Genomic DNA, 21,771 nt, shown 5'->3' with positions numbered 1-21,771 from the left:
GTTGCCTCCTCGCTTACATTAATAACCTATCAACATACCATACCTTGACTTACCATGCTAAGAACAAGCAGTTACACGATCTATGTTGACTTACCTAGCAGTACCGACGAAATGCTGCTAGTCCATGGTTACACGGGAGCTTATAACAAAGTTTCTCGACGGGTTGCCACCTATTTGCGTTCCCTGGAAGTGAAAGCACCACCTAAACCTCTATACGGAGATTGGACTCCTGAACCGGCTATTAATGGGGAAATCACACCCCCCGCTGAAGCAACAATTGAGTTGCTGAAAAAGCGGGGATACTTGACGAAAATGACACCAGAGGAAGAGGAGGCATTCTTCGTGAAGTTAGCAACCAAGCTGCATCATTTCCAGAAGCGTTTGATGCCGACTTATGTTTTCATGCCTACCTATAGTTGTAATCTGCGCTGTCCTTATTGTTTTCAAGATCACATGAGGACAGATCCAGCCTACAAGCATTTATTAACAAGAATGTCCCCAGAGGTAGTGGATAGGATTTTTGCCGCTATGCCTGCCATTGAAGCGGCTCACGGCGTAGCAGAAGATGCTGACTTACCTCGTGATATTACTCTTTATGGTGGCGAGCCTTTATTGGCAGAAAACCGCTCAACGATTGAATATATCCTTGAGCGCGCCTTCGCTTCAGGCAAGGCAAATTTCTCGGCGATTACCAATGGAACAGAGTTAGAAGCTTATCAAGATTTACTGGCTCCAGACAAAATTTCTTGGCTACAAATCACTTTAGATGGTATTCCCCAAGAACATGATAAGCGGCGAATTTATGCCGACGGTAAAGGTTCTTACGAGAAAATTGCCCAGAATATTACCCGGGCATTAGATTTGGGAGTCCGGGTGGCGGTGCGAATGAATATTGACAGGAACAATGTTAATAAACTGCCCGATTTGGCTGATGAAATTGTTGCTAGAGGCTGGAATAAATACAAAGGATTTCAGGCTTATACTGCCGTAGTTACTGCGTCTAATAGCAAAACTGAGGTCAAAACTACATTAAATTCTTGGGAATTAGATTTGCAACTAAACTCCCTGCGCCAAGAACATCCCAATATGCGGGTAATTGAGCGACCAGATGATGGATTGATGGCGAGGGTCAGAGAGATTTTTGCAGAGAATAGAGAGCCGATAAATTCCTTCAAAGCCAGTTTCTGTGGTGCCCATAACAAAATGTACGTTTTCGATCCTTTTGGCGATATTTATGCTTGTTGGGACAAAACGGGAGATCCGAAAATTCGCATTGGTCACATAACAGAAGACAGTCAAGTTATCTTAAATGAAGAATTAAATCAAACCTGGCGAAATCGCACGGTTGTTTCTAACCCAGTTTGTCGCAAGTGTCGCTATTCTTTTTCTTGCGGAGGTGGGTGTGCTGCTGTCGCCATGAGTAATAAGGGCAAATTCTATACCAATTATTGTGATGGTTTTGCCCATCGCTTTCGAGCCAGTGTAGCTGAAGCATATTTAAATCATGTGGCTGGTACGGAAGTAGAAGAAAGACAGGAGCTTTTGTGTCCTGTATAAACGGTCTTTATCTGTCAAGCTGTGCCTGGGGAGAGTTATCTTTCTCAACCCAATTGTTCAAGTCAACTTAATCCAACTAAAAGGAGAATACCATCATGGATGACAAAACCAAAAATATTCAACCTGAAATCGAGAACTTGAATCTTGATGAAATTGATGTTGAAGAACTGGAAAAACGTCTTGAGTTAGCGGCGGCAGTTGCTGGTATTTGTATCGTGCGATGTTTTATTCGCATCCGTGGTTAAAAGCTGATTTTTGAAGAATAGCTTGTTAAGTCAGCTTTGAAAAGCACAAAAAAGGCACTTATTACAGATAAAGTCATTGCGCTTAATAGGCTATTCTTTCTGGCTCTCCTAGACTGGTTATAGCAAATTAGTAGTTTAAATGAGCCTAACCCCTTAAATAGCCTGGAATCCAACAAAGCAAAAAGCTTTTTTTATTAAAATTGCTTTTTTGAATTCTGGTTAGCCTTTTGGCAAGGCTTGCGTGGATTATTTTCTCCTAAAATATCATAACTACTCTAGAAGAGCCTTCTTTCTTTATTGCTGTAGCTCGAATACATCGAGATTACAGCCAGGAACAATTAGAAGAATTACGAAAAAAATTAAATCATAAAATTTATTATAAAGGACACGCTAATTATGTTTGAGAACTTGCCTGAAAATATCTAGATAAAGCCAGTGATTCTCTTAGTACAGCCCTATCTCTGTTAGGATTGGTGGCTGTCGCCAAGCTGGAGGGAGGTGAGGAGAATAACAATTTAGCTACCCCAGCTTTGTCATTTCTGCAAAGTTGTCAGCAACCAGATAAAGCTTGGGAAAATTGTCAATTTATTCGCATGGAATTGGGGCGTGCTTCCGGTCAAGTTTATCAAATTCTTTCCTATGGTAGCCGCACCATAACTAGCACCTTCGTGATGAAAGCCGCTAATGCTTGGCATCAACTGAGCAGAGAGACTATTTTATCGGAAAATCAGAGAAAAATTGCACCAACTATGGACAAATTGCCAGACATCCAGGGAATTCAAGAACGACTGATAGTTGATACATCTGAAGGTCGTCCAGTTTATCTATTAGCAGTGGGAACAAATCCCACCTATATTAGACTGTCATCTACTTCCTATTACTTGTTAGAACAGCGCAGCTTAGGGGTTTCCTTCGAGTCAGTGGCTGAAGATCTGAATAAAAAAGGACAGCAGGTATCACCGGCTCAAGTTGAAGCGGCTTATCATAAAGTATTAGGAAAAATTAATGAAATTGAGCGCAATCCTAAGTCAAAGCAGTCAGAATTTTTCTTCCAGTTTCCCCTGCTGCCGAAAAGTTGGGTTCGTCCCATTGCAGCTTCTCTTTCTTTTGCCTTTTCTAAAATTATTGTCTATTTTTTGCTAGGTTTCATGGCACTGGCCGTTGCTATTGCTCCCCATAATGATTTTAATCTAGAAGTTACACCAGATGGCTTGTTCTGGGGCTATTTACTATTTCTATTTTCCTTGATAATTCATGAATTAGGTCATGCGAGTGCCTGTAGCCGTTATGGTAGTGAACCCAGTGATATTGGGTTTACTTTCTATCTGATTTGGCCAGCTTTTTATAGTGATGTTAGTTCCGCTTGGCGACTCAAGCGTTGGCAAAGGGTAATTGTCGATATTGGCGGCGTATTTTTCCAGTTGGTAGTTGCTGCTGTTTATGTTATAATCTATAAATTTACTGATTTGCTCGCCTTCAAACTCGCTCTCTTGATGATTGTGGGCAGTTGTCTATTTACCCTCAATCCAGTCTTTAAGTTTGATGGCTATTGGTTCCTTGCTGATGCTTTGGGGGTGACAAATTTAGCGGCGCAACCTTTACGCATTTCTCATTATTTCTTGAATAAATTCAGGAAACGTCCAGTAAAACCTTTACCTTGGCCTCCCACAATTTTGATAATTTTAACCTTATATACTTTCCTGAGTTTTGCTATTTGGGGATATTTTCTTTGGTTCATTTTTCCTCTCTTCTGGCAAGAATCAGTCAAGTATCCCCAAGCAGTAGTTTCAATTGCTTCTAAGCTTTGGCATTGGCCTCCTATTTTGGGTTTAGAAGAATTAAAAGCTTTTGCTACTTCAACTTTTCTGCTTGCTATTTTTGGCTTGATGGTATGGCGTTTAATTCAAGCCCTAATTAATCTAAAATTCCGCCGTCAAACTCAATCAGGAGGGAACCAATGAAAATTTTTGATTATTGGCAAATTGCCAGTCAAAATCTCCTCAAAAATAAACTGCGTAGTAGCCTGACTATGCTAGGGATTATTGTGGGCAATGCTTCCGTCATCACCTTATTCGGAATTGGTCAGGGAACACAAAATTTAGTGACCCAGCAGTTTCAATCCTTGGGAACTAATGTTTTATTTGTCGTCCCTGATGTCAGCGATGGTTGGGGGACTACTTATCAAAAACCGAGAAGTTTAGTATTAGAAGACGCTAGAGCGATTGCCACTCAAGTGCCGGCCGTGTCGGGAGTTGCTCCTGAAATTCAATCGACCGAAGTTGCAAATTACGGCAGTAAAACCTTTGAGACTACTGCTATTGGCACCACACCGGAATATCTCTCGGTGCGAAATTTTGATGTAGCTAAGGGGCGATTTTTGAATGAATCAGATATTGAAAGCAATAATTTAGTCGTGACTTTAGGACCAGAATTGGCAACAAAATTATTTAACCAAGAAAATCCTCTAAATCAATACGTGCGGATTAGAAATATTGATTTTCGGGTTATTGGAGTGATGAAACCGAAAGGTTCAGTATTAGGAACCAATTTGGATGATGTTGCCATGATACCAGTTACCACAATGGCCAATCGCCTGACTGGAACAACCTCTTCTGCTGGTATAGAACTATCCTTTATTTCCTTTTCAGCACGAGATAAAACCAGAGTAGAAGCCGCCCTATTTCAAGTAAGAAATCTACTGCGACAGCGCCATCAGGCTTATGACTTTAGCATACAAACTCAAAAAGATTTGTCAGCAACTGCCGACCGGATTGCCAGCGCCCTGACTTTATTCTTAGTAGCGATCGCCAGTATCTCTCTTTTCGTCGGCGGCATTGGTATCATGAATATTATGCTGATTTCTGTAAGTGAGCGCACTTCAGAAATTGGACTACGAAAAGCAGTAGGAGCATCTGGCCGCCAGATTCTCATGCAGTTTCTTATTGAAGCAGTTATCCTTTCGGTACTTGGGGGGTCAATCGGGGCTTTTGTGGGAGTCGGCGGCAATATCCTCGTTGCTAGTTTTACTCCCCTCAAAGCCAGCATTTCTCCTCTAGTGATTGCTTTAACTTTAGGTGTGTCGGGAAGCATCGGACTATTTTTCGGAGTCGCTCCTGCCCGACAGGCAGCCCGACTAGACCCAATTGTCGCCTTGCGGAGTATATAAAACCTAACTATGCAAGTTCCAGTGATCCCCAAAATTACCCTCAAGCTCCCCCGCACCTGGACGATGGGAATCCTCACCGTCGGCATCATCGGCAGCACTGCTACAGTTTACCTAACATCGCGCCGTCCCGCTGCTCCCACAGACATCAATCACCTCACGGTTGCCGTCAAACAAGAGAACCTTACCTTAGAAATTCAAGCCAGCGGCACAGTTAGACCGATTGAAAGCGTCAATATCAGTCCCAAAACTTCCGGGCGTTTGACAGAACTTCTCGTGGAAAAAGGAGATCGGGTCAAGGAAGGGCAAGTTATCGCCCGCATGGAAGATACAGAAATTCGCACCCAACTAATAGAAGCGCAGGCTAATCTCAGTCGCCAAGAAGCCCGTCTCGCTGAATTGCTGGCGGGGAGCCGCCCTGAGGACATCGCCCAGGGTCTTGCCCGTTTGAGCCAAACCGAAGCCCGTCTCGCTCAATTACTGGCGGGCAGTCGCCTTGAAGACATTGCCCAAGCTCAAGCTCAACTAGAAGCAGTCCAAGCCAAAGAAAGACTCGCCGTCGCTAGACTGGAGAGGAACCGACAGCTTTTAGCCGATGGAGCGATCGCGCAAGATCAACTAGATGAAGCCACTGCCGATGCTGAGAGTGCTGCCGCTAACAGCCAAGAAGCGATCAACCAATTAGCTAAACTGAAAAATGGCAGCCGCCCCCAAGAAATTGCCCAGGCGCGTGCCGAAGTTGCTGAAGCTAAATCCGCACTAACAGAATTGGAAAATGGCAGCCGCCCCCAAGAAATTGCCCAAGCAAGGGCAGAAGTCGCCGTAGCCAAAGCTCAAGTTTTGCGGGTTCAATCCCAAATGCAAGATAGCGTGGTTGTGGCTCCCTTTTCCGGCTTGATTACTCAACGCTATGCCAGCATCGGTGCTTTTGTCACCCCAACTACTTCCGCTTCTAGTAGTGCTTCTGCTACTTCTACTTCAATTGTTGCTTTAGCCACGGGATTGGAGATTCTCGCCGAACTTTCAGAAGTAGATATTAGTAAAATAAAAGTCGGACAAATGGTGCAAATTCGTACTGATGCCTATCCGCAAAAAGTCTTTCAAGGGAGAGTCCGCTTGATTGCCCCAGAAGCAGTCAGGACTAACAATGTCACCTCTTTTCAGGTACAGATAGCAATTGAAACGGGACAGGAAAAACTCCTGTCGGGAATGAATGTGAGACTGACTCTTTTAGGGTCCTCAATTCCTCAGGCTTTAGTCGTACCAAATGTCGCTGTTTTAACTCAAAATGGCAAGACTGGGGTATTAGTTCCTAACCAGGAGAATAAACCTAAATTCCGTCCGGTGACTCTTGGCCCAGTCATCGGCGATAAAACTCAGGTTCTTAATGGGGTTAAGGTTGGAGAGCGGGTATTTATCGACTATCCTGAAGATTCTCCTTAGAGTATCTGTTTAGATCAGCTATAATTATCGTCTGGGGTTTGACTCGGTGTCAAAAAAGTTTCAGCTAATTTAATTAAATTGGTTCGATTAATCTTCCCCTGGGGACTTTTTGGTATCTCTGGTAATTTTATCCAATGTTTCGGCAGTTTATAATTGACTAATTTATCTTTAATCTGGGATTGAATAATTGTCTGGCATATCTGAGAATTAACGGGTACATAAAAAGCGACAATTACCTGTCCCCATCGAGAATCTGGCAACCCTAAAACCACCACATCTTTAACTAAATTAGTTTGTCTAATGGCAGTTTCTACCTCAAGAGGATAAACATTTTCTCCTCCAGTAATTATTTTTTGACTATCGCGACCAATGATATATAAATAACCACTTTTATCCAAATAACCTAAGTCATCGGTCTCGAAGTAGCTTGCTTGATTAAGATGGGGATAATAACCTAAAAATAAAGATTTAGCTTCAATAATAATTTTCTGGTTATCGGGATTAATTTTTATCTGAGCATGGGGTAATAGCTGTCCACTACTATTATTTCCTCGTCGAAAATCTTCTGGTTTAAGAGTGACAATTTGTGAGGCAGTTTCCGTCATTCCATAGGTGGGAGATAGGCAAATATTATATTCTCTAGCTTTTTCTAGTAAAGATGGCCATGCAGGGGAACCTCCTAGTAAAACTGTTTTAAAATTGGCTAACCATCGAGGATCATTTTCTAGAAAGAATTGTAATTGAGTGGGTACTAAAGAGATAAAATAATCTTGAAGATTGAGATTATTTATGCGCTTTTGTTTGATTTTATGGTAAGGAATAACAGCAAAATCTCCCCCCGTTAAAAAACTTCTCAGAAACTGCATTAAACCACTAACATGATATAAAGGCAGTAGGCAAAAAGAGTTAACCTGCTCGACTTGAAAATATTCAGAAAAACCTTTGACAGAAGCAGTTAAAGTTAACCAGTTATGGATAGCAAAGCGAATTTTTCCCGAGGTTCCCCCCGTGGGTATCATCAGAGAATTAGTCAAAGGATTGACAGGAGGAGAATTATAGTTAAAAACCTTGATATTTTCGCCAAAAATATCATCGGGTTGCACCAGAGAGAAAACCTGTTGCCATTCGTTAGTTTTCCAGTCGGGATTAGCTAAAAATAGGCAACTTTTTGACCTGACGGCAGCCAAGAATATCGCTAAGAATTTAAGGGGATTGCCTTCAGCAAGCAGTATAGTTAATCGAGGATTATCTGCGGCAATAAATTGCCGAGCATAGGACTGATATAATTGATAAAATTTCTGGCTATTGTATCCATATAACCAATCTTTTTGACTGAGATATGCTAATTGTTTGCTGATGTCGTCCACAGTTTTTTTAACCAATCGGGGTCACTATTATTAAACCATTGTTGCACACCAAAACCTAAAGCTCGCTCCTTTTTGGGGTATTCTTGTGCTAGACGTAAAGCGGATTTTCTGCCGATATTAGTTTCTAAAACCGAGGAAAATACTAAATCTAAGGGATATTTTTCCCTTAGATTTCTTAACCCTTGTATTGAACCAGTAATAGCAGGTTTAATCACAAAAATTCCTCGCCATCCCCGTTGATAACATTCCTCTATTTGTCGAAGATTGGCTACGGATTCATCTAAGGCAATTCCTGTGGTAAAATCTTGACTTAATTGCAACATTTCTAACCATTGAGACGGGGGTAAAGGTTGTTCGATAAATTCAATTATTTGACATTCATCGGCAATTTTTAACCAGATTTTACTCTCAGCAATACTTAATCCTCCATTGGCATCTAAACGCAATTTAATTTTCCTGGGTAATCGGTCAATTAATTTTTCAAATAAGGTTAACTCTTGCTTGAGAGAATTGACCGCAATTTTCCATTTATAAGTATTAGTTTGATTAGCGGCTAAAATATCATCCAGACAGGGAAATACTGCCGCACCAGTGGGTAATAAATAACTATAATTTTTCGGTTCTAATTCTCTTGATTGATTCTCTATACTTAAATCTTCTAAAGCTGATTCAAAGGCAAATTGACAAGCGGGAAATTGTTCAGGAATAGAAAAAATTGAATTTATTGATAGGGGATTTTCGAGACTTTGACAAAATGATATTGCTGCCGATAATGTTTCCGAACCAAATTCAGGTAAAGGAGCAATTTCTCCCCATCCAATACGTCCATCTTCCGCTTCTAAGCGAATAATAATTCCTTCCCTAATTTTCCATAGTCCGTGATGGTTTTGTAGGGGATGCAGCAAAGGACGCTGATAAACACGAAATTGCCAGAAATACATGATTAACTATAAGTAGTCGTGAAAAGCTTAACATGAGCAGGCGTTGGGTTTCATGCTTCAAACCAACCTACGTTCATCTTATATTTAATTCTACCCACTTAGATAGTGGGACAGGCTTCTGATTCTTTGTATTTTATCTTTAATTGTAACCAGCTACTTAGTTGATAATAGGTAGTGCGTTACTTCAATCATAGTCCATCACACAATCACAGTCGATGATAGGTAGTGCGTTACTTCAATCATAGTCCATCACACAATCACAGTCGATGATAGGTGGTGCGTTACGACGGATTGTCACCTTCCAGTCAAAGCAGCAATTTTGGCCGCCTAACGCACCCTACAAGCTGTATTTAGATTAAACTAATACAACTATATCAGAGGCGGAAATACTGGGTTTAGAACTAAGAGTTGCAATTTGAATAGCTGCTATTGTACCTGTCCCGTCCCCATCAAAGAATAATCCTCCAGTGATTGTATTATAAATAAAGCGATTGCTGGCATTTAATGCAGTTGTTCCTAACACGAATTGAGCGGCTGTAATCGCCACTCCTGCGGCTAAACCACCGCCAAAACCCGCAGCAGAGACAGTAATTTTATCCCCCTGACTGGAGAGGAAATCGGTAATTGTGTCAAGACCTTCATTGCGGTTGTTGAAGGTGAATTTATCGCCACCCGCACCCCCTGTTATGGTATCATTACCTAAGCCACCAACTAGAATATCATTGTCCAGAGTACCAGTGAGAATATCATCGTTTGATGACCCGATAATAGGTAAGGGATTACCAATCAGATTATCCCCGTTAAAGTCTTGTTGGAAGTTGGTTTCTTGAGTAAAAGCTTCCGATGAGTTTAATCCCCACCATCCGCTTGAAGATTGCCAATTCCAGTTATTATCTAAACTCCACAAGTGGAGATAATTACCATCGTTATATTTCCATAAAACTTGATTGACTCCGTTGACGGTTTCTGCTGCTAGAGTTTGCCAACCTGGATAGATATCGGTGGTAATCTGAGTGGCCCCAATTTTGATGGCGATGGGGTTATTATTGCCAATTTGAGCGTAGAGTTTATTAGTCGCATCTTTGACTAATTTGGTGTTACCGAAGGCTTCGATTGTGGTGAGTTGACCGATGATTCCATCACCGTTAAAGTCTTGTTGGAAGTTGGTTTCTTGAGTAAAAGCTTCCGATGAGTTTAATCCCCACCATCCGCTTGAAGATTGCCAATTCCAGTTATTATCTAAACTCCACAAGTGGAGATAATTACCATCGTTATATTTCCATAAAACTTGATTGGCTCCGTTGACGGTTTCTGCTGCTAGAGTTTGCCAACCAGGGTAGATATTTGTGGTAATCTGAGTGGCCCCAATTTTGATGGCGATGGGGTTATTATTGCCAATTTGAGCGTAGAGTTTATTAGTCGCATCTTTGACTAATTTGGTGTTACCGAAGGCTTCGATTGGGGTGTAGGGTGAACCGATGATTCCATCACTATTAAAGTCTTGTTGGAAGTTGGTTTCTTGAGTAAAAGCTTCCGGGGAATTTAATCCCCACCATCCGCTTGAAGATTGCCAATTCCAGTTATTATCTAAACTCCACAAGTGGAGATAATTACCATCGTTATATTTCCATAAAACTTGATTGACACCGTTGACGGTTTCTGCTGCTAGAGTTTGCCAACCATGGTAGATATTTGTGGTAATCTGAGTGGCACCAATTTTAATAGCAGTGGGGTTATTATTGCCAATTTGGGTGTAAAGTTTATTAGTTGTGTCTTGGACTAATTTGGTGTTACCAAAAGCTTCGATTGGGGTGACACTGATATTATCACCATCATCATTAGTAATTGTTCCTAATCCTTGATTATCTGTAATCAGCGCATTGCTAGGATTAGCAAGGTTAATCAAGAAAGTCTCATCCGGTTCAATTGCAGTATCACCATTGACTGAAATAATAATATCTTGGCTGGTTTGTCCGGGGGTAAAGGTGAGAGTCCCTGTTGTGGCTGTATAGTCGCTTCCTGCTGTTGCTGTGTCATCAGCAGTGGCATAATTTACGGTAATTGTTTGGGTACTTGTGGTTGACAATGTAACTTTAAATATCAGGTTATTTGTTCCTGAATTGTTTTCTACAATTGTCGGATTTGAGATAGTAAAGAATGGTTTATCCCAATCGGCTGCTGTCCAGGTAGTTGTTGCTTGCCAAGTTTGGGGTGTCCATTCATCAATACTGTTCCAAGCATCTCCTGACCATTTAGTTGTAGCTTGCCAAGCGTTATCTCCCCAATCAGGTATGGCATCCCAAAAGTTATCAATTGTCTGTGATGCTGTAGCTGTTGTTGCTATTTCATAGCTATTTGTGTCCAGAAAAGATGATGCAAGCGTTTGCGTTGAATTGCTTTGATTTGCAGTTGATGGAGATAAACCAAGTTTCTTGTCAGACTGTCCAATAATCGCATTCCACGCATCTGAAGTCCAAGATTTAGCTGCGTTGTAAGCGGATGTTACTGCATCGGATATATTTCCAAGACCATCAATGGCACTTCCAATTGCTTTTCGATTCAGTTCAACGGTTCCACGATAAGTTAAAGCTGCACCCAGAATTGGACTTATTAGAGTAACGGCTGCTTGAAGAGCAAAATAATCAGCATCAGGCAAATATGTAAACCAGTAACTACTTAAATCATTAGTATTTCCGTTGGCAACTTTCCGAGTTAAATCTGTCGGCTTTGACAAATTAGTTCTTGTAATAGTTTGATTTAAGACGGGAACTGAATGTTTTTCAAAAGTAATTGCAGATGTTAGTTTTGAATATTTTTCTAAGTTCCAGACTCCACTCAGATATTTTGAACCTGCAATGCTAACCACATCGGCCGAAGTTATGTAATGGGTTACACCTAAGTTATTAGTAGCGTTGAAATTAATGCCGGGTTGTTGAGAAATACCCGGACTATTGAAAGTAACAATCTTTCCGAGTTGTCCTGTATAACTACCCCCTACCCACTGACTTAATGCACCGCCTAAACTATGACCTGTAATATTAGGTTTTAGAGTCAATCCGCTTACGGGATTAGTTACTTCTGAAAGCCATTGATTGACTGCGGCTTTATTGTTAGTAAATTGATTATAGCCAACTCCTTCGGTTTCAGTATCACTTAATAAATCTTTACCAGATGAAAATACAGTACCCCGAATGGCTAAAACAGGAGGTTTAGCAAGGTCATAAATTGTGCCATCAGTGAAGGTATAGGATTGATTGGCGCTGGTGAGTTGGTTGATTAGATTCTGTCCAGCAGTATAGGCGGCGGTATTGTTACCGCCTGAAGTATTGGCAATATCTTGCAGTAAGTTATTGCTATTGGATGTAAATTCATTGGCATTAAGGGGATTGGCTAAAACCAGAAAGAATTTTTCATCAGAAGTTAAACCAAAAGCATCAAATCCTGTAGTAGAATCTTTGAAGACTTTATTGATACGATAGCCTTCGTAACCCAGGTCACTATAGTCATAGATCTTATCTACTTCTTTGCCTTTGTCCGTATCTGTCCAATTACGATAAGCGGTGTCTCTAGCCAAAATCTCAAAGGTTTGGTCGGTAGGAGGCGCACTTCCTAAAACGGTAATTTCTATTTGTTTGCTGGTTTGTCCTGGGAAAAAGGAGAGGGTTTGTTTGACAACATTGTTAAAATCTTTTAATTGGTTAGGGTCTATTGAATTGGCACTTCCATCAAGGGTATAGTAATCAACGGTTATGGGTTTATCATAGGTTGAGGATAGTTTAACCTCGAAAATAACCTTCCCTGCGGGAGCATCAAACCACGCATTACTGACTGATATCGTTGGTTTAGGTGGAGAATCAGGTGTGGGTGGGAGTGCTGTGTAAGTGGCATCATCATATATATTTGGATATTTTGGATCTATTGGATTTGCTATCCATTGACCATTAATCCAGCTGGATTCAGATGTAGTTGAATCTCCATCTGAATCTATATACCAAACTCGGTTCGCAGTATGTCCACTAATAATACTATTTGAACTCCATGTACCCCTATTGTAAATACCACCACCTAAGTTGGCATTATTGTTAGTAAGAATGTTATTCGTTAATGTTAATGTTCCAAAATGGCTGTTGTAAATTCCCCCTCCGTCATAAGCAGCCGTATTACCTGTTATTGTACTGTTGGTTAATGTTAATGTTCCCCAGTTGTCAATTCCCCCTCCCGCCCAACCAGCCGTATTACCTGTTATTGTACTGTCGGTTATTGTTAATGTTCCCCAATAGTTTTCAATTCCCCCTCCGTCATAAGCAGCCGTATTACCTGTTATTGTACTGTCGGTTATTGTTAATGTTCCCCAAGAGTTTTCAATTCCCCCTCCGTCATAAGCAGCCGTATTACCTGTTATTGTACTGTCGGTTATTGTTAATGTGCCAAAATGGTTTTCAATTCCCCCTCCCGAACCAGTAGCCGTATTACCAGATATTGTACTGTTGGTTATTGTTAATGTTCCCCAATAGTTTTCAATTCCCCCTGCCCAACGAGCCGTATTACCAGATATTGTACTATCGGTTATTGTTAATGTTCCCCAATAGTTTTCAATTCCCCCTCCCGAACCAGTAGCCGTATTACCAGATATTGTACTGTTGGTTATTGTTAATGTTCCCGAGTTTTCAATTCCCCCTGCCCAACGAGCCGTATTACCAGATATTGTACTATCGGTTATTGTTAATGTGCCAAAATGGTTTTCAATTCCCCCTCCCGAACCAGTAGCCGTATTACCAGATATTGTACTGTTGGTTATTGTTAATGTTCCCGAGTTTTCAATTCCCCCTCCGTCATCAGCCGTATTACCAGATATTGTACTGTTGGTTAATGTTAATGTTCCCCAGTTGTCAATTCCCCCTCCGTCATCAGCCGTATTACCAGATATTGTACTGTTGGTTATTGTTAATGTTCCCCCGTAGTCGTTGTAAATTCCCCCTCCTGCTTTGTTGCTGATATAGAGATTATTTAATGTAACTCCAAGTTTACTAGAGTTGTATATAATAGAATTATTATCATTTTGTCCAGAGATAGGACTAGCATTATTAACAATAGAAGCTAGTGCTGTTCCATCAGTTTCAATGGTAATCGTACCATTCGTCCTCAAACTGCGATCGCCTGTTGTCGTATCATTAACATAAGTCAATTCATAAGTCGTTCCTGATTTCAGCTTAATAATATAGGGAGTATTAGGACTTGTGTTAGCAATTGTAACAGCATCCCGCAAAGATAAACCACTCCCAATAGTGGCACTACCATCATTCTCATCTATAGTAGTATTGACAATTAAAGTAATTGGTGCTGTTTGTTCAACCCCTATAAATTGTCCCCCTAAATTAATAACAGAACGATCATCTTCTGCTTGAATATAAGTTAACTCAGCCTCAGTTAAATTAACCCCTCTCACCAGATGAGAAAATAATTCTCCCTCATCCCCCACCGTATCCACCGTATTAACTTGAGCATCCACAAAATGCCCAATTTCTTCTAAAATCACCGTAACCAAAGCATCTAAACTAGCAGAAGCAAAAAAGCTTTCAGATAGATATATCTTATTGGTGCTAATCCCATAAGCGCCATTTGCACTACCTAAAACACTGCTGTTGACAACCTCAATCTCAGGAAGTTGACTAAAATTTCGACTTTGCCACTGCTGTCGTAATTCCGTCGCTTTAACCACATCATAACTTGTGCCAAAAGCGATGACCAAATTTGCCCAAAAGCCATCAGATTGAGCGAAATTGAACAAAATATCGTCAACAGCAGGAAGAATCGGCAACAGGGTAGAAGTCATGACATTAACAGCAAAGGTTTATTGCTAACAGTTTTAGCCCAACAATCGCCAATTTTTCAATACCCCTGTAACAGAAATTAACATTTATTACTAGAAAACGGGTTTCTCAACGGACAAGAAAACGGGTTTCTCAAAGAAAACGGGTTTTCTAAATAGTTTCTCGAAGAAACCCGTTTTCTCATTTGTTGCAAAGATGTGATCGCTAACGTCAAAGCTAGGCAGTTAAAGTATTTAACCAATTGATTAAATCTTCAACTGTAGAGAAATCGAATAAAGCTTCTGCTAATGCTTCGACATCATCAATACTTAACTCCATAATTTTAGTTTCCAATGAAGGATTAATCTCCCCTAACTTGCGTTTAAGTTGACGAAGAACCAGTGTCTTTTCGCGTTCGATACCTTGTTCGATACCTTGTTCGATACCGCGTTCAATACCTTGTTCAATACCCCGTTCAATACCTTGTTCGATACCTTGTTCAATACCTTGACGCATCCAACTGGTGGTAATTTGCATAACTCCCTCCTGTACGGGTTGACTAAATGTGCTAATCTCTTCTTGAAATTGTCTCTCTTCCACTGGATTTAGATTGAGATAAGTATCAATAAATCCAGAAATTAATTGCATTTTCGCTGGATTTAACCTTAAAGTAATTAACAAGCGCAGACATTCCGCCTTAACCTTGGCTCGCTCTTTCTCGGCAATGTTCATCTTCGCCATCAAAGCTGAAGCAACTGGATTCGGTTGATTAAGAAAATCTCGCCAATTTAATCGATTTAACTGCACTACTTGATAGTTAAATTCTAAGACCTTAAAATCGGGAAAATCGACTACATATTGACTAATTGCTTCTCTTTTTGGCTTTGAATAAGAAAAAATTACAATCGGATAAATCGGTAAGACAAATTTCTCATGAAAGCGAGCAAAATAAGTAAACATTCGCCGGTTAAACCACTTTCGGGAACTTTCCTGCGCCTCTACATGAATCAGAAAAAAAGATTCTTTTCCTCGAAACTTAACCTGTGCGACTAAATCACTTTCATACCTTTCTCCTTCCGTGACATCGGTAAATACTTCTTTGTCTAAAAAAGTAATCGAGTCCCTATCTAAATAATCTATCAATTGAGGGAAAAACAACTCGATAAATTCGACAAAAAAGGTGGAGATTAACTCCTTAAATAAGCGATCATGGTCAATATTATTAGTCATGTAATGTCATCTTAACTAATCTGAGCGATGAATGACTACTCTTCTCTATTATAGGGTTTGCTGAAAAAGTTTCTCGTGGGGGCAGGGTGTGGGGTGTAGGGTGTAGGGTTTTACCCATTTTCAGGTGGTCAATTACCTAATTTTCAGGGAAAAAGTACCTGAATTTTACCCCCGATCACTCCGATAGCCAGTACTTTTTGATTTCCCAAAAGTCTAAAAGTCTTACCCAACAAGGTTTTTAGATTTATTCAGCAAGCTCTATTATATTCTGAGAAGTCGGTTTTGGCAACGGATTGTTATGATCTTACCCCCTTAACCTACGAGGAGAGGGGGATGCTTTACGCAAAAAACCCCACAGAAAACGGGTTTCTTGAAGAAACCCGTTTTCTCGAGAAAAAAAACTGGAGCGAGCGCTTTTCGCCACCCCAGTGCTGTCACGGAATTCAATTCTGTATCTAAATTAACACATTATTGGTAGCAAGCATGATTAAGGAAATTGGAAATTTTTCCCAAAGGGGTTTCCAAAGGCTGTAACCTTCACTGACAGGGGATTTCGAGCCTGATAAGGCCAAAGTTTTTGGAGTCTATCCTCGAAAATTAAACCTCGGCGCTGAGATGTTCACCCAGATGAACGGTTTTCACCCATTTTAAACGTTTAGGACGCAAAGCCATCCGCAGGCTGACACTGGGAATAATAATAAACCAGTGCATCATATAAATCATGCCGCGAATAGTTTGAGCAAGGATGTCCAAACCAAGAGCAAAAGTCAATTTTTTACCCGTATTAACTCGGATTAATCCTGTCACCATACCCCAGAGAGAAAGGGAAAGAGCCAAACCAGTTAAAGGCGTTAAAATCGGAGCTTGATGCTGGGTAATAGTGATTAAAAGATCGGGAATAGCGGCCGCAGGTAAGATATATTGAACGAGCAAAAAAGCAATTAAATCAAACTTTTTCGGCCAAGGCATGGGAGACTTTAAAATCGCTTTCCAATAGTCGAGATAACGCTGAAAACCACCTTCGGCCCAGCGATTGCGCTGATGCCATAAAGCGATCGCAGTTGTCACACCTTCTTCTGCTACTGCGGGAAAATTTAAGATATTAATTTTCCAATTATCGATATGGAGACGAATAGTTAAATCGAGATCGTCGGTGATCGTTTGTTCATTCCAACCCCCGCAACGATTTAAGGCACTACGACGGACAAATTGACCATTTCCGCGCAATTCTCCGATTCCTCCCACCGCGATCCGTTGCTGTTGGAAACAACTATCAAAGATCATTTCTACCGCTTGTCCTTTTGTCCAGAAGTTTTCGGCGGCATTGGCGATCGCTTTTCGCACCTGTACCGCACCCACTTCTCGATCGTCGAACATCGGGACGACATGACGCAGTAAATCGGAGGATAATCCCGCATCCGCATCGAATACGCCGATAATTTCCCCGTTAGTTAGGGATAAAACCTGATTCAAGGCGCCGGATTTGCCACCTCCGGCATTAGCAGGACGATGGAGAATTTGTAATTGGGGATATTCTAAAGCCAGGCGATCGAGAATTGCACCGGTGTTATCGGTGCTATAGTCATCGACGATCCAAACTTCTAACTTATCTTGGGGATAGTCTAGATGACAGAGATAATTAACCAGTTTCGTGATTACGGTTTCTTCATTTTTGGCCGCTACTAAGAGGGACACCCTAGGTACAGAGGCTAAATCCTTATCCAGTAAAGGAATTGGCGGCGTTTCCGGTTTCGTGAACAGCAGCCGCAAAGCTTGTCCCGATAGTACCATAGTTAAGGCGATAATTGCCCAATAACCCCAACTAAGCCAATGAAGTCCGATAATTATTGTCCAGATCGCCATGAGGCTAAAAGCCGCTTTCTGTCTGCGTCCCGATCGGCCTTGAAAAATTTCGCTCCTAAATTCGTCCTCCTCATCTTCGGGATCGGACCAGTCAGATAGGAGGGAACCAATCGGGTCTAATTCTTCGTTATCATCCTCTCGCGACCAATAATTTTCTGCCATAATCGACTCAGGTTAAGTAACTGTTCAAATAGAAGCTTATTTCTTGCTTTATCTTACCGAAAATTGTTAAAATTTTTAACAGAATCTTAAGTTTTTTCGGGAAAGAAACCCCAGTTTTTCAGGCTATTGGTTCTTTTAACCCGATAAATGCGCTTTTTTGCCTAAGATTGCTTTGTTTACATTCGTTGAGAAAATTTAACATTTATCCCCTATGTCAAACCTGCTCCTCTGTGTCGGACTGATTTGTGGCTCAATTATTTGGGTGGAGATCGTGCGTGATAGCTATCATGCCCTAGCTCACCATTGGCAGCCCCTTTATCGTCTGCACGTCTGGCATCATCGGGTTTTTCGTCCCGATCTGTCGGTAATGAGCGAGGAAATTTATCGTCGGGCGCACTGGTACAATGATGTACCGGAGGCCTTGGTCATGTTGGCTGCCAGTGTTTTACCTGTACTATTGGCCTACTCTTGGGGGTTCGATCGCCCTTGGTTGGGTTGGTTAGGTTCCCTTTATACTTTGGCTTTTCTCAGTACGGCGATCGGTCGAGGTTTAGGTATCGCTAATCTGGAGGAATTAACCGATTTAACCCATCGTCCGGGGCAATTTGAGAGTTTACCCGCTCAATGGCGCGTTAATCGTACCTACCACTGGCGACACCATTTTGATAACCAAAAGGCTTATTATTGTGGAACTTTCACCTTTATGGATAAATTGATGGGGACGGCACTTTCTCTCAAGGGTAAAACGATCGCCATTACCGGAGCGAATGGAACTTTAGGGCGATCGCTGTTAAAGTACCTACAACTGAAGGGAGCCAAGGTGATTGCGCTCACTTCTGGGGAAAATGCGATCGCTATTGAAATTAACGGCGAATCAGTACCCGTAAAAACCGTGAAATGGCAAATCGGCGAAGAAACGCAACTTGAGAACCTATTTAAGTCTGTAGATATACTGATTTTAAATCATGGCGTTAATGTCCACGGCCAAAGAACCCCAGAAGCGATCGAATTAGCCTACCAAGTGAATACTTTTTCCGTCTGGCGTTTAATGGAATTATTCTTCAAAACTGTCCGCACTAACGAGCAAATTGCCCGCAAGGAAGTCTGGGTGAATACCTCGGAAGCGGAGGTTAATCCTGCCTTTAGTCCCCTCTATGAACTCAGTAAACGGGCGATCGGTGATATGATTACCCTGCGTCGTTTAGATGCCCCCTGTGTGGTAAGAAAGCTAATTCTTGGCCCTTTTAAGAGTAATTTAAATCCTGTGGGTATTATGTCCGCCGATTGGGTGGCTAAACAGATTATCAAGGCGGTACAGAGGGATAGCCGCAATATTATTATTACTATTAATCCCTTGACTTTTATCACCTTCCCAATTAAGGAATTCTCTGTTTCTACCTACTTAAAACTATTTACTCGCTCCCCAAAAAATAGGGAAAATCCTTAAATTATCTTGATAAGCCGTTCGTAATTTAAATTGCTTGTTGAGACGAGGCAACAGGCAACCCCACCCTTGCCCCCCGCCCCCCCGATGTCGGGGGGGTTGGGGTAGGGCTGATTCATTCTCTAGTTTGATTCCTTGTTTGTCTGTCTTCAATCGCTTACGGGGCAAGCAAAGCAAGGCATTTTAAAAATTTTTCAGATATTTGTTCTGAGAAATTGACTGAAAACCTTGCCAGATAAGGATTTGATTGAATGACATTTGCGAGAATGAAACGACCCTAGGGGTTGGGGGGGTTGGGCAGATTCTGCTAATCTAATAATAAGCGGTTTAAATGCGTCTTAGCTTATCAGCTTAATTTATCCTTAATCGGGGATCAAGACTATTTTTCCTCGCACCCTTTCCGATTCACTATAATTATGAGCTGCTGCCACCTGGGAAAAAGTATAGGTGCGATCGATTCTAACAGTTAATTTACCCGATTCGATCGCTTCTTTGAGAAATTGCCAGTCAGACGCTTGTGCTTGAGCAAAAAATATCACTTTCCCTTTTTGGGGCAACCAAGCAGTGAGATAATTTAAGAGGATAATTCCGGGATTTGGTAGGGTGGTTATATAAGTGCCTTGGGGTTTTAAAAGCTGACGACAGTGCCAAAAAGAAGACTTAGCCACAGCATCGAAGATTATATCATATTTCTGCTCAGTTTCTCTCCAATCTTCTTGGGTATAATCTATAACTTTGTCTGCTCCTAAAGAGGTGACATAATCGATATTTTTACTACTACAGACTCCATCTACTTCTGCGGAGAAAATTTTCCCTATCTGCACAGCAAAGCTACCCACTCCTCCCGATGCACCATTAACTAAAATCCGATTTCCTGCTTGAATACCGCCAAAATCTCGCAACACTTGCAAAGCGGTAGAAGCAGCCAAAGGAGTGGCAGCAGCTTCAATAAAACTCTGATTATGGGGTTTTTTAACTAATAGGGAAGCGGGAATGATTGCATATTCAGCATAGGTTTTACCCGGTAATTGATTGAGAAAACCAAAAACCTCATCTCCGATCTGAAATTGTTCCACCTGACTGCCTTTTTCAACGATAATTCCCCCATAATCAAAACCTAATTGCAGGGGAAATTTATTACCTGTGGCTATTTTGAGCATTCCCCGACGAATCTTCCAATCAATCGGATTAATTCCCGCTGCCATAATCTTAATTAAGACTTCTTTTCCTTGGGGAATTGGCTTTTCTATGTCTGTGTATTGGAGAACATTACTATCGCCATAGCGATTAATGATAATAGCTTTCATAATTAAGAAAAAAGTTGATAAAATAGTAAGGGAGCAAAAGTAATGACCAAGAGAACAAAAATCCAAACTCGTCCCGCTAAAAGATTATAATCTTGTCCTAATCTTGACCAAGAGTGACCGGCGATAAAATGACCGAACAGAAACTCAAAACCCACTGTTAATACTAACCAAATTAAACCGATAGTAATTGCTTGACTGGACGATTCTAGACCCCAAAAATAGACAAGAGTGCCAATATAAAGACTAAAAAAGAGGATTCCGGTCAGGGTAGAAATTTGATGAGCGCGCAGTTCATCGAGATATTTTCCGTAGGTGCTTTCCCTGAGAATACCGTTACTAATTCCTATTAAGACCATCGGGAGCCATAGGACAATGTAGCGACTAATCATAAGTTGTTGGTTTAGAACTCGCTCTAATTGGATTATAGCTATATTTGGCTGATAACTTGAGATATTTTGATAAAAATTAATATTGTTACTTGCCTAAATTTTCAGCAAGATAATCAACTAGCTTTTTCACTGTTGTAAATTCTTGGCATTTTTCGTCTGAAAGTTCTAGATCAAATTCTTCTTCTAAAGTCATGATTAATTCAAGTGTATCAAGTTCATCTCCTCCCCAATTTGATAATAAGTCAGACCAACTATTCCGGACAAAAGAACTACAAGAACTATAAGAACGATAAGAACTATAAGAACTATAACTACCGACGTTTTCCTTAGATTGTAAATAAAATAGTTCATCATCAATATGTATCTCAGACTTTTCCACCTCTAATTGATCACTAATTATCTCTTGAACTTTGATGAAAATTGCCAGTTTTCGTTCATTGTCTTGTGACGTTATTTTCTCGGTATCATCATTTTTTTCGTTAATAACAGCATTAGCTTTTTGTTCTGCTATTTTAATAGCTTTCTCTTCATTGATTCTCCTTGATTCCAATAGACTGGATTGACTGAAAAATAACTGATATCTCATAACTTCAATTCTAGAATTAATTAAGTTTCGTATTATATGAAATTCTACTTTATGACCACTTTCCTTGTAAATTCTTGTGGCTAAATCCCAAACAATCTGATCGCGGTTTGCTTCTAGCTGATTTAATTTTTCTTCACTCAGAGATACCATATCATCCAAATACTGATTGATCATCATTGCCAGAATTTGCATCTCATAATTTTTGCTATCTTCATTCATTTGATTAGATCCTCTGCTGCAAAAAATCTCAACCGTATTATATCT

General features: G+C 40.8%; 13 protein-coding genes and 1 pseudogene. 6 read left to right on the top strand and 8 right to left on the bottom strand.

The features are described 5' to 3' along the window. Nucleotides 1-54 precede the first annotated feature (54 nt). The 5 genes from H6F92_RS10115 to H6F92_RS10095 all read left to right on the top strand — a co-directional run bounded on the left by H6F92_RS10115 (nucleotide 55) and on the right by H6F92_RS10095 (nucleotide 6,408). Nucleotides 55-1,557, top strand: a complete 1,503-nt coding sequence (locus H6F92_RS10115) for a radical SAM/SPASM domain-containing protein (protein WP_190357731.1) — start codon at nucleotides 55-57, stop codon at nucleotides 1,555-1,557. A gap of 95 nt (nucleotides 1,558-1,652) precedes the next feature. Continuing rightward, nucleotides 1,653-1,802: a hypothetical protein gene (locus tag H6F92_RS10110; RefSeq protein ID WP_190357730.1), complete on the top strand. Its 150-nt coding sequence runs from the start codon at nucleotides 1,653-1,655 to the stop codon at nucleotides 1,800-1,802. A gap of 473 nt (nucleotides 1,803-2,275) precedes the next feature. After that, a complete protein-coding gene (locus H6F92_RS10105; protein ID WP_190357729.1) occupies nucleotides 2,276-3,763 on the top strand; it encodes a M50 family metallopeptidase in 1,488 nt (495 codons plus the stop codon). Further along, nucleotides 3,760-4,968, top strand: coding sequence for an ABC transporter permease (locus H6F92_RS10100; protein WP_190357728.1), 1,209 nt, complete (start codon nucleotides 3,760-3,762; stop codon nucleotides 4,966-4,968). Before H6F92_RS10105 ends, H6F92_RS10100 begins: the two co-directional genes overlap by 4 nt. Nucleotides 4,969-4,977: 9 nt before the next feature. Beyond that, complete coding sequence (locus H6F92_RS10095) at nucleotides 4,978-6,408, top strand: efflux RND transporter periplasmic adaptor subunit (RefSeq protein ID WP_190357727.1); 1,431 nt, start codon at nucleotides 4,978-4,980, stop codon at nucleotides 6,406-6,408. Nucleotides 6,409-6,432: 24 nt separating this feature from the next. Here H6F92_RS10095 and H6F92_RS10090 read toward each other — a convergent pair. The 5 genes and pseudogenes from H6F92_RS10090 to H6F92_RS10055 all read right to left on the bottom strand — a co-directional run bounded on the left by H6F92_RS10090 (nucleotide 6,433) and on the right by H6F92_RS10055 (nucleotide 17,781). Continuing rightward, nucleotides 6,433-7,775, bottom strand: a pseudogene (locus H6F92_RS10090) (2-succinylbenzoate--CoA ligase). Then, nucleotides 7,751-8,716 (bottom strand): o-succinylbenzoate synthase, encoded by a 966-nt coding sequence (locus H6F92_RS10085; protein ID WP_190357726.1) that lies wholly within the window; start codon nucleotides 8,714-8,716, stop codon nucleotides 7,751-7,753. The pseudogene H6F92_RS10090 and the gene H6F92_RS10085 overlap by 25 nt, the downstream one beginning before the upstream one ends. A gap of 355 nt (nucleotides 8,717-9,071) precedes the next feature. Then, a complete protein-coding gene (locus H6F92_RS10065) occupies nucleotides 9,072-14,549 on the bottom strand; it encodes a Calx-beta domain-containing protein (protein WP_242030082.1) in 5,478 nt (1,825 codons plus the stop codon). A 214-nt stretch (nucleotides 14,550-14,763) separates the two neighbouring features. Further along, nucleotides 14,764-15,756 (bottom strand): DUF4351 domain-containing protein, encoded by a 993-nt coding sequence (locus H6F92_RS10060; protein WP_190357725.1) that lies wholly within the window; start codon nucleotides 15,754-15,756, stop codon nucleotides 14,764-14,766. Between the two features lie 597 nt (nucleotides 15,757-16,353). After that, a complete protein-coding gene (locus H6F92_RS10055; protein ID WP_190357724.1) occupies nucleotides 16,354-17,781 on the bottom strand; it encodes a glycosyltransferase family 2 protein in 1,428 nt (475 codons plus the stop codon). A gap of 211 nt (nucleotides 17,782-17,992) precedes the next feature. Here H6F92_RS10055 and H6F92_RS10050 point away from each other — a divergent pair, with 211 nt between their 5' ends. Next, entirely contained in the window at nucleotides 17,993-19,228 is a 1,236-nt protein-coding gene (locus H6F92_RS10050) for a bifunctional sterol desaturase/short chain dehydrogenase (RefSeq protein WP_190357723.1), read from the top strand. Nucleotides 19,229-19,587: 359 nt separating this feature from the next. On the opposite strand, the gene H6F92_RS10045 is transcribed toward H6F92_RS10050, so the two are convergent. The 3 genes from H6F92_RS10045 to H6F92_RS10035 all read right to left on the bottom strand — a co-directional run bounded on the left by H6F92_RS10045 (nucleotide 19,588) and on the right by H6F92_RS10035 (nucleotide 21,726). Further along, nucleotides 19,588-20,532, bottom strand: coding sequence for an NAD(P)-dependent alcohol dehydrogenase (locus H6F92_RS10045; RefSeq protein ID WP_190357722.1), 945 nt, complete (start codon nucleotides 20,530-20,532; stop codon nucleotides 19,588-19,590). A gap of 2 nt (nucleotides 20,533-20,534) precedes the next feature. Continuing rightward, nucleotides 20,535-20,921, bottom strand: a complete 387-nt coding sequence (locus H6F92_RS10040) for a hypothetical protein (protein ID WP_190357721.1) — start codon at nucleotides 20,919-20,921, stop codon at nucleotides 20,535-20,537. A gap of 85 nt (nucleotides 20,922-21,006) precedes the next feature. Continuing rightward, the gene (locus tag H6F92_RS10035; protein WP_190357720.1) at nucleotides 21,007-21,726 is read right to left on the bottom strand and encodes an acyl carrier protein; all 720 of its coding nucleotides are present in this window, start codon (nucleotides 21,724-21,726) and stop codon (nucleotides 21,007-21,009) included. Nucleotides 21,727-21,771 lie beyond the last annotated feature (45 nt).

The sequence above is a fragment of the Microcystis wesenbergii FACHB-1317 genome, assembly GCF_014696875.1.
GTDB lineage: Bacteria > Cyanobacteriota > Cyanobacteriia > Cyanobacteriales > Microcystaceae > Microcystis > Microcystis wesenbergii_A.
Note: the sequence above shows the minus strand (reverse complement) of the source record. Positions and strands in the feature narration are given on the sequence as shown.

What these genes read in the sequence shown, in the direction of transcription:
- H6F92_RS10115 (WP_190357731.1), top strand. Translation starts at nt 55, where the DNA reads ATGCTAAGAACAAGCAGTTACACGATCTATGTTGACTTACCTAGCAGT.
- H6F92_RS10110 (WP_190357730.1), top strand. Translation starts at nt 1,653, where the DNA reads ATGGATGACAAAACCAAAAATATTCAACCTGAAATCGAGAACTTGAAT.
- H6F92_RS10100 (WP_190357728.1), top strand. Translation starts at nt 3,760, where the DNA reads ATGAAAATTTTTGATTATTGGCAAATTGCCAGTCAAAATCTCCTCAAA.
- H6F92_RS10095 (WP_190357727.1), top strand. Translation starts at nt 4,978, where the DNA reads ATGCAAGTTCCAGTGATCCCCAAAATTACCCTCAAGCTCCCCCGCACC.
- H6F92_RS10085 (WP_190357726.1), bottom strand. Translation starts at nt 8,716, where the DNA reads ATGTATTTCTGGCAATTTCGTGTTTATCAGCGTCCTTTGCTGCATCCC.
- H6F92_RS10065 (WP_242030082.1), bottom strand. Translation starts at nt 14,549, where the DNA reads ATGACTTCTACCCTGTTGCCGATTCTTCCTGCTGTTGACGATATTTTG.
- H6F92_RS10060 (WP_190357725.1), bottom strand. Translation starts at nt 15,756, where the DNA reads ATGACTAATAATATTGACCATGATCGCTTATTTAAGGAGTTAATCTCC.
- H6F92_RS10055 (WP_190357724.1), bottom strand. Translation starts at nt 17,781, where the DNA reads ATGGCAGAAAATTATTGGTCGCGAGAGGATGATAACGAAGAATTAGAC.
- H6F92_RS10050 (WP_190357723.1), top strand. Translation starts at nt 17,993, where the DNA reads ATGTCAAACCTGCTCCTCTGTGTCGGACTGATTTGTGGCTCAATTATT.
- H6F92_RS10045 (WP_190357722.1), bottom strand. Translation starts at nt 20,532, where the DNA reads ATGAAAGCTATTATCATTAATCGCTATGGCGATAGTAATGTTCTCCAA.
- H6F92_RS10040 (WP_190357721.1), bottom strand. Translation starts at nt 20,921, where the DNA reads ATGATTAGTCGCTACATTGTCCTATGGCTCCCGATGGTCTTAATAGGA.
- H6F92_RS10035 (WP_190357720.1), bottom strand. Translation starts at nt 21,726, where the DNA reads ATGAATGAAGATAGCAAAAATTATGAGATGCAAATTCTGGCAATGATG.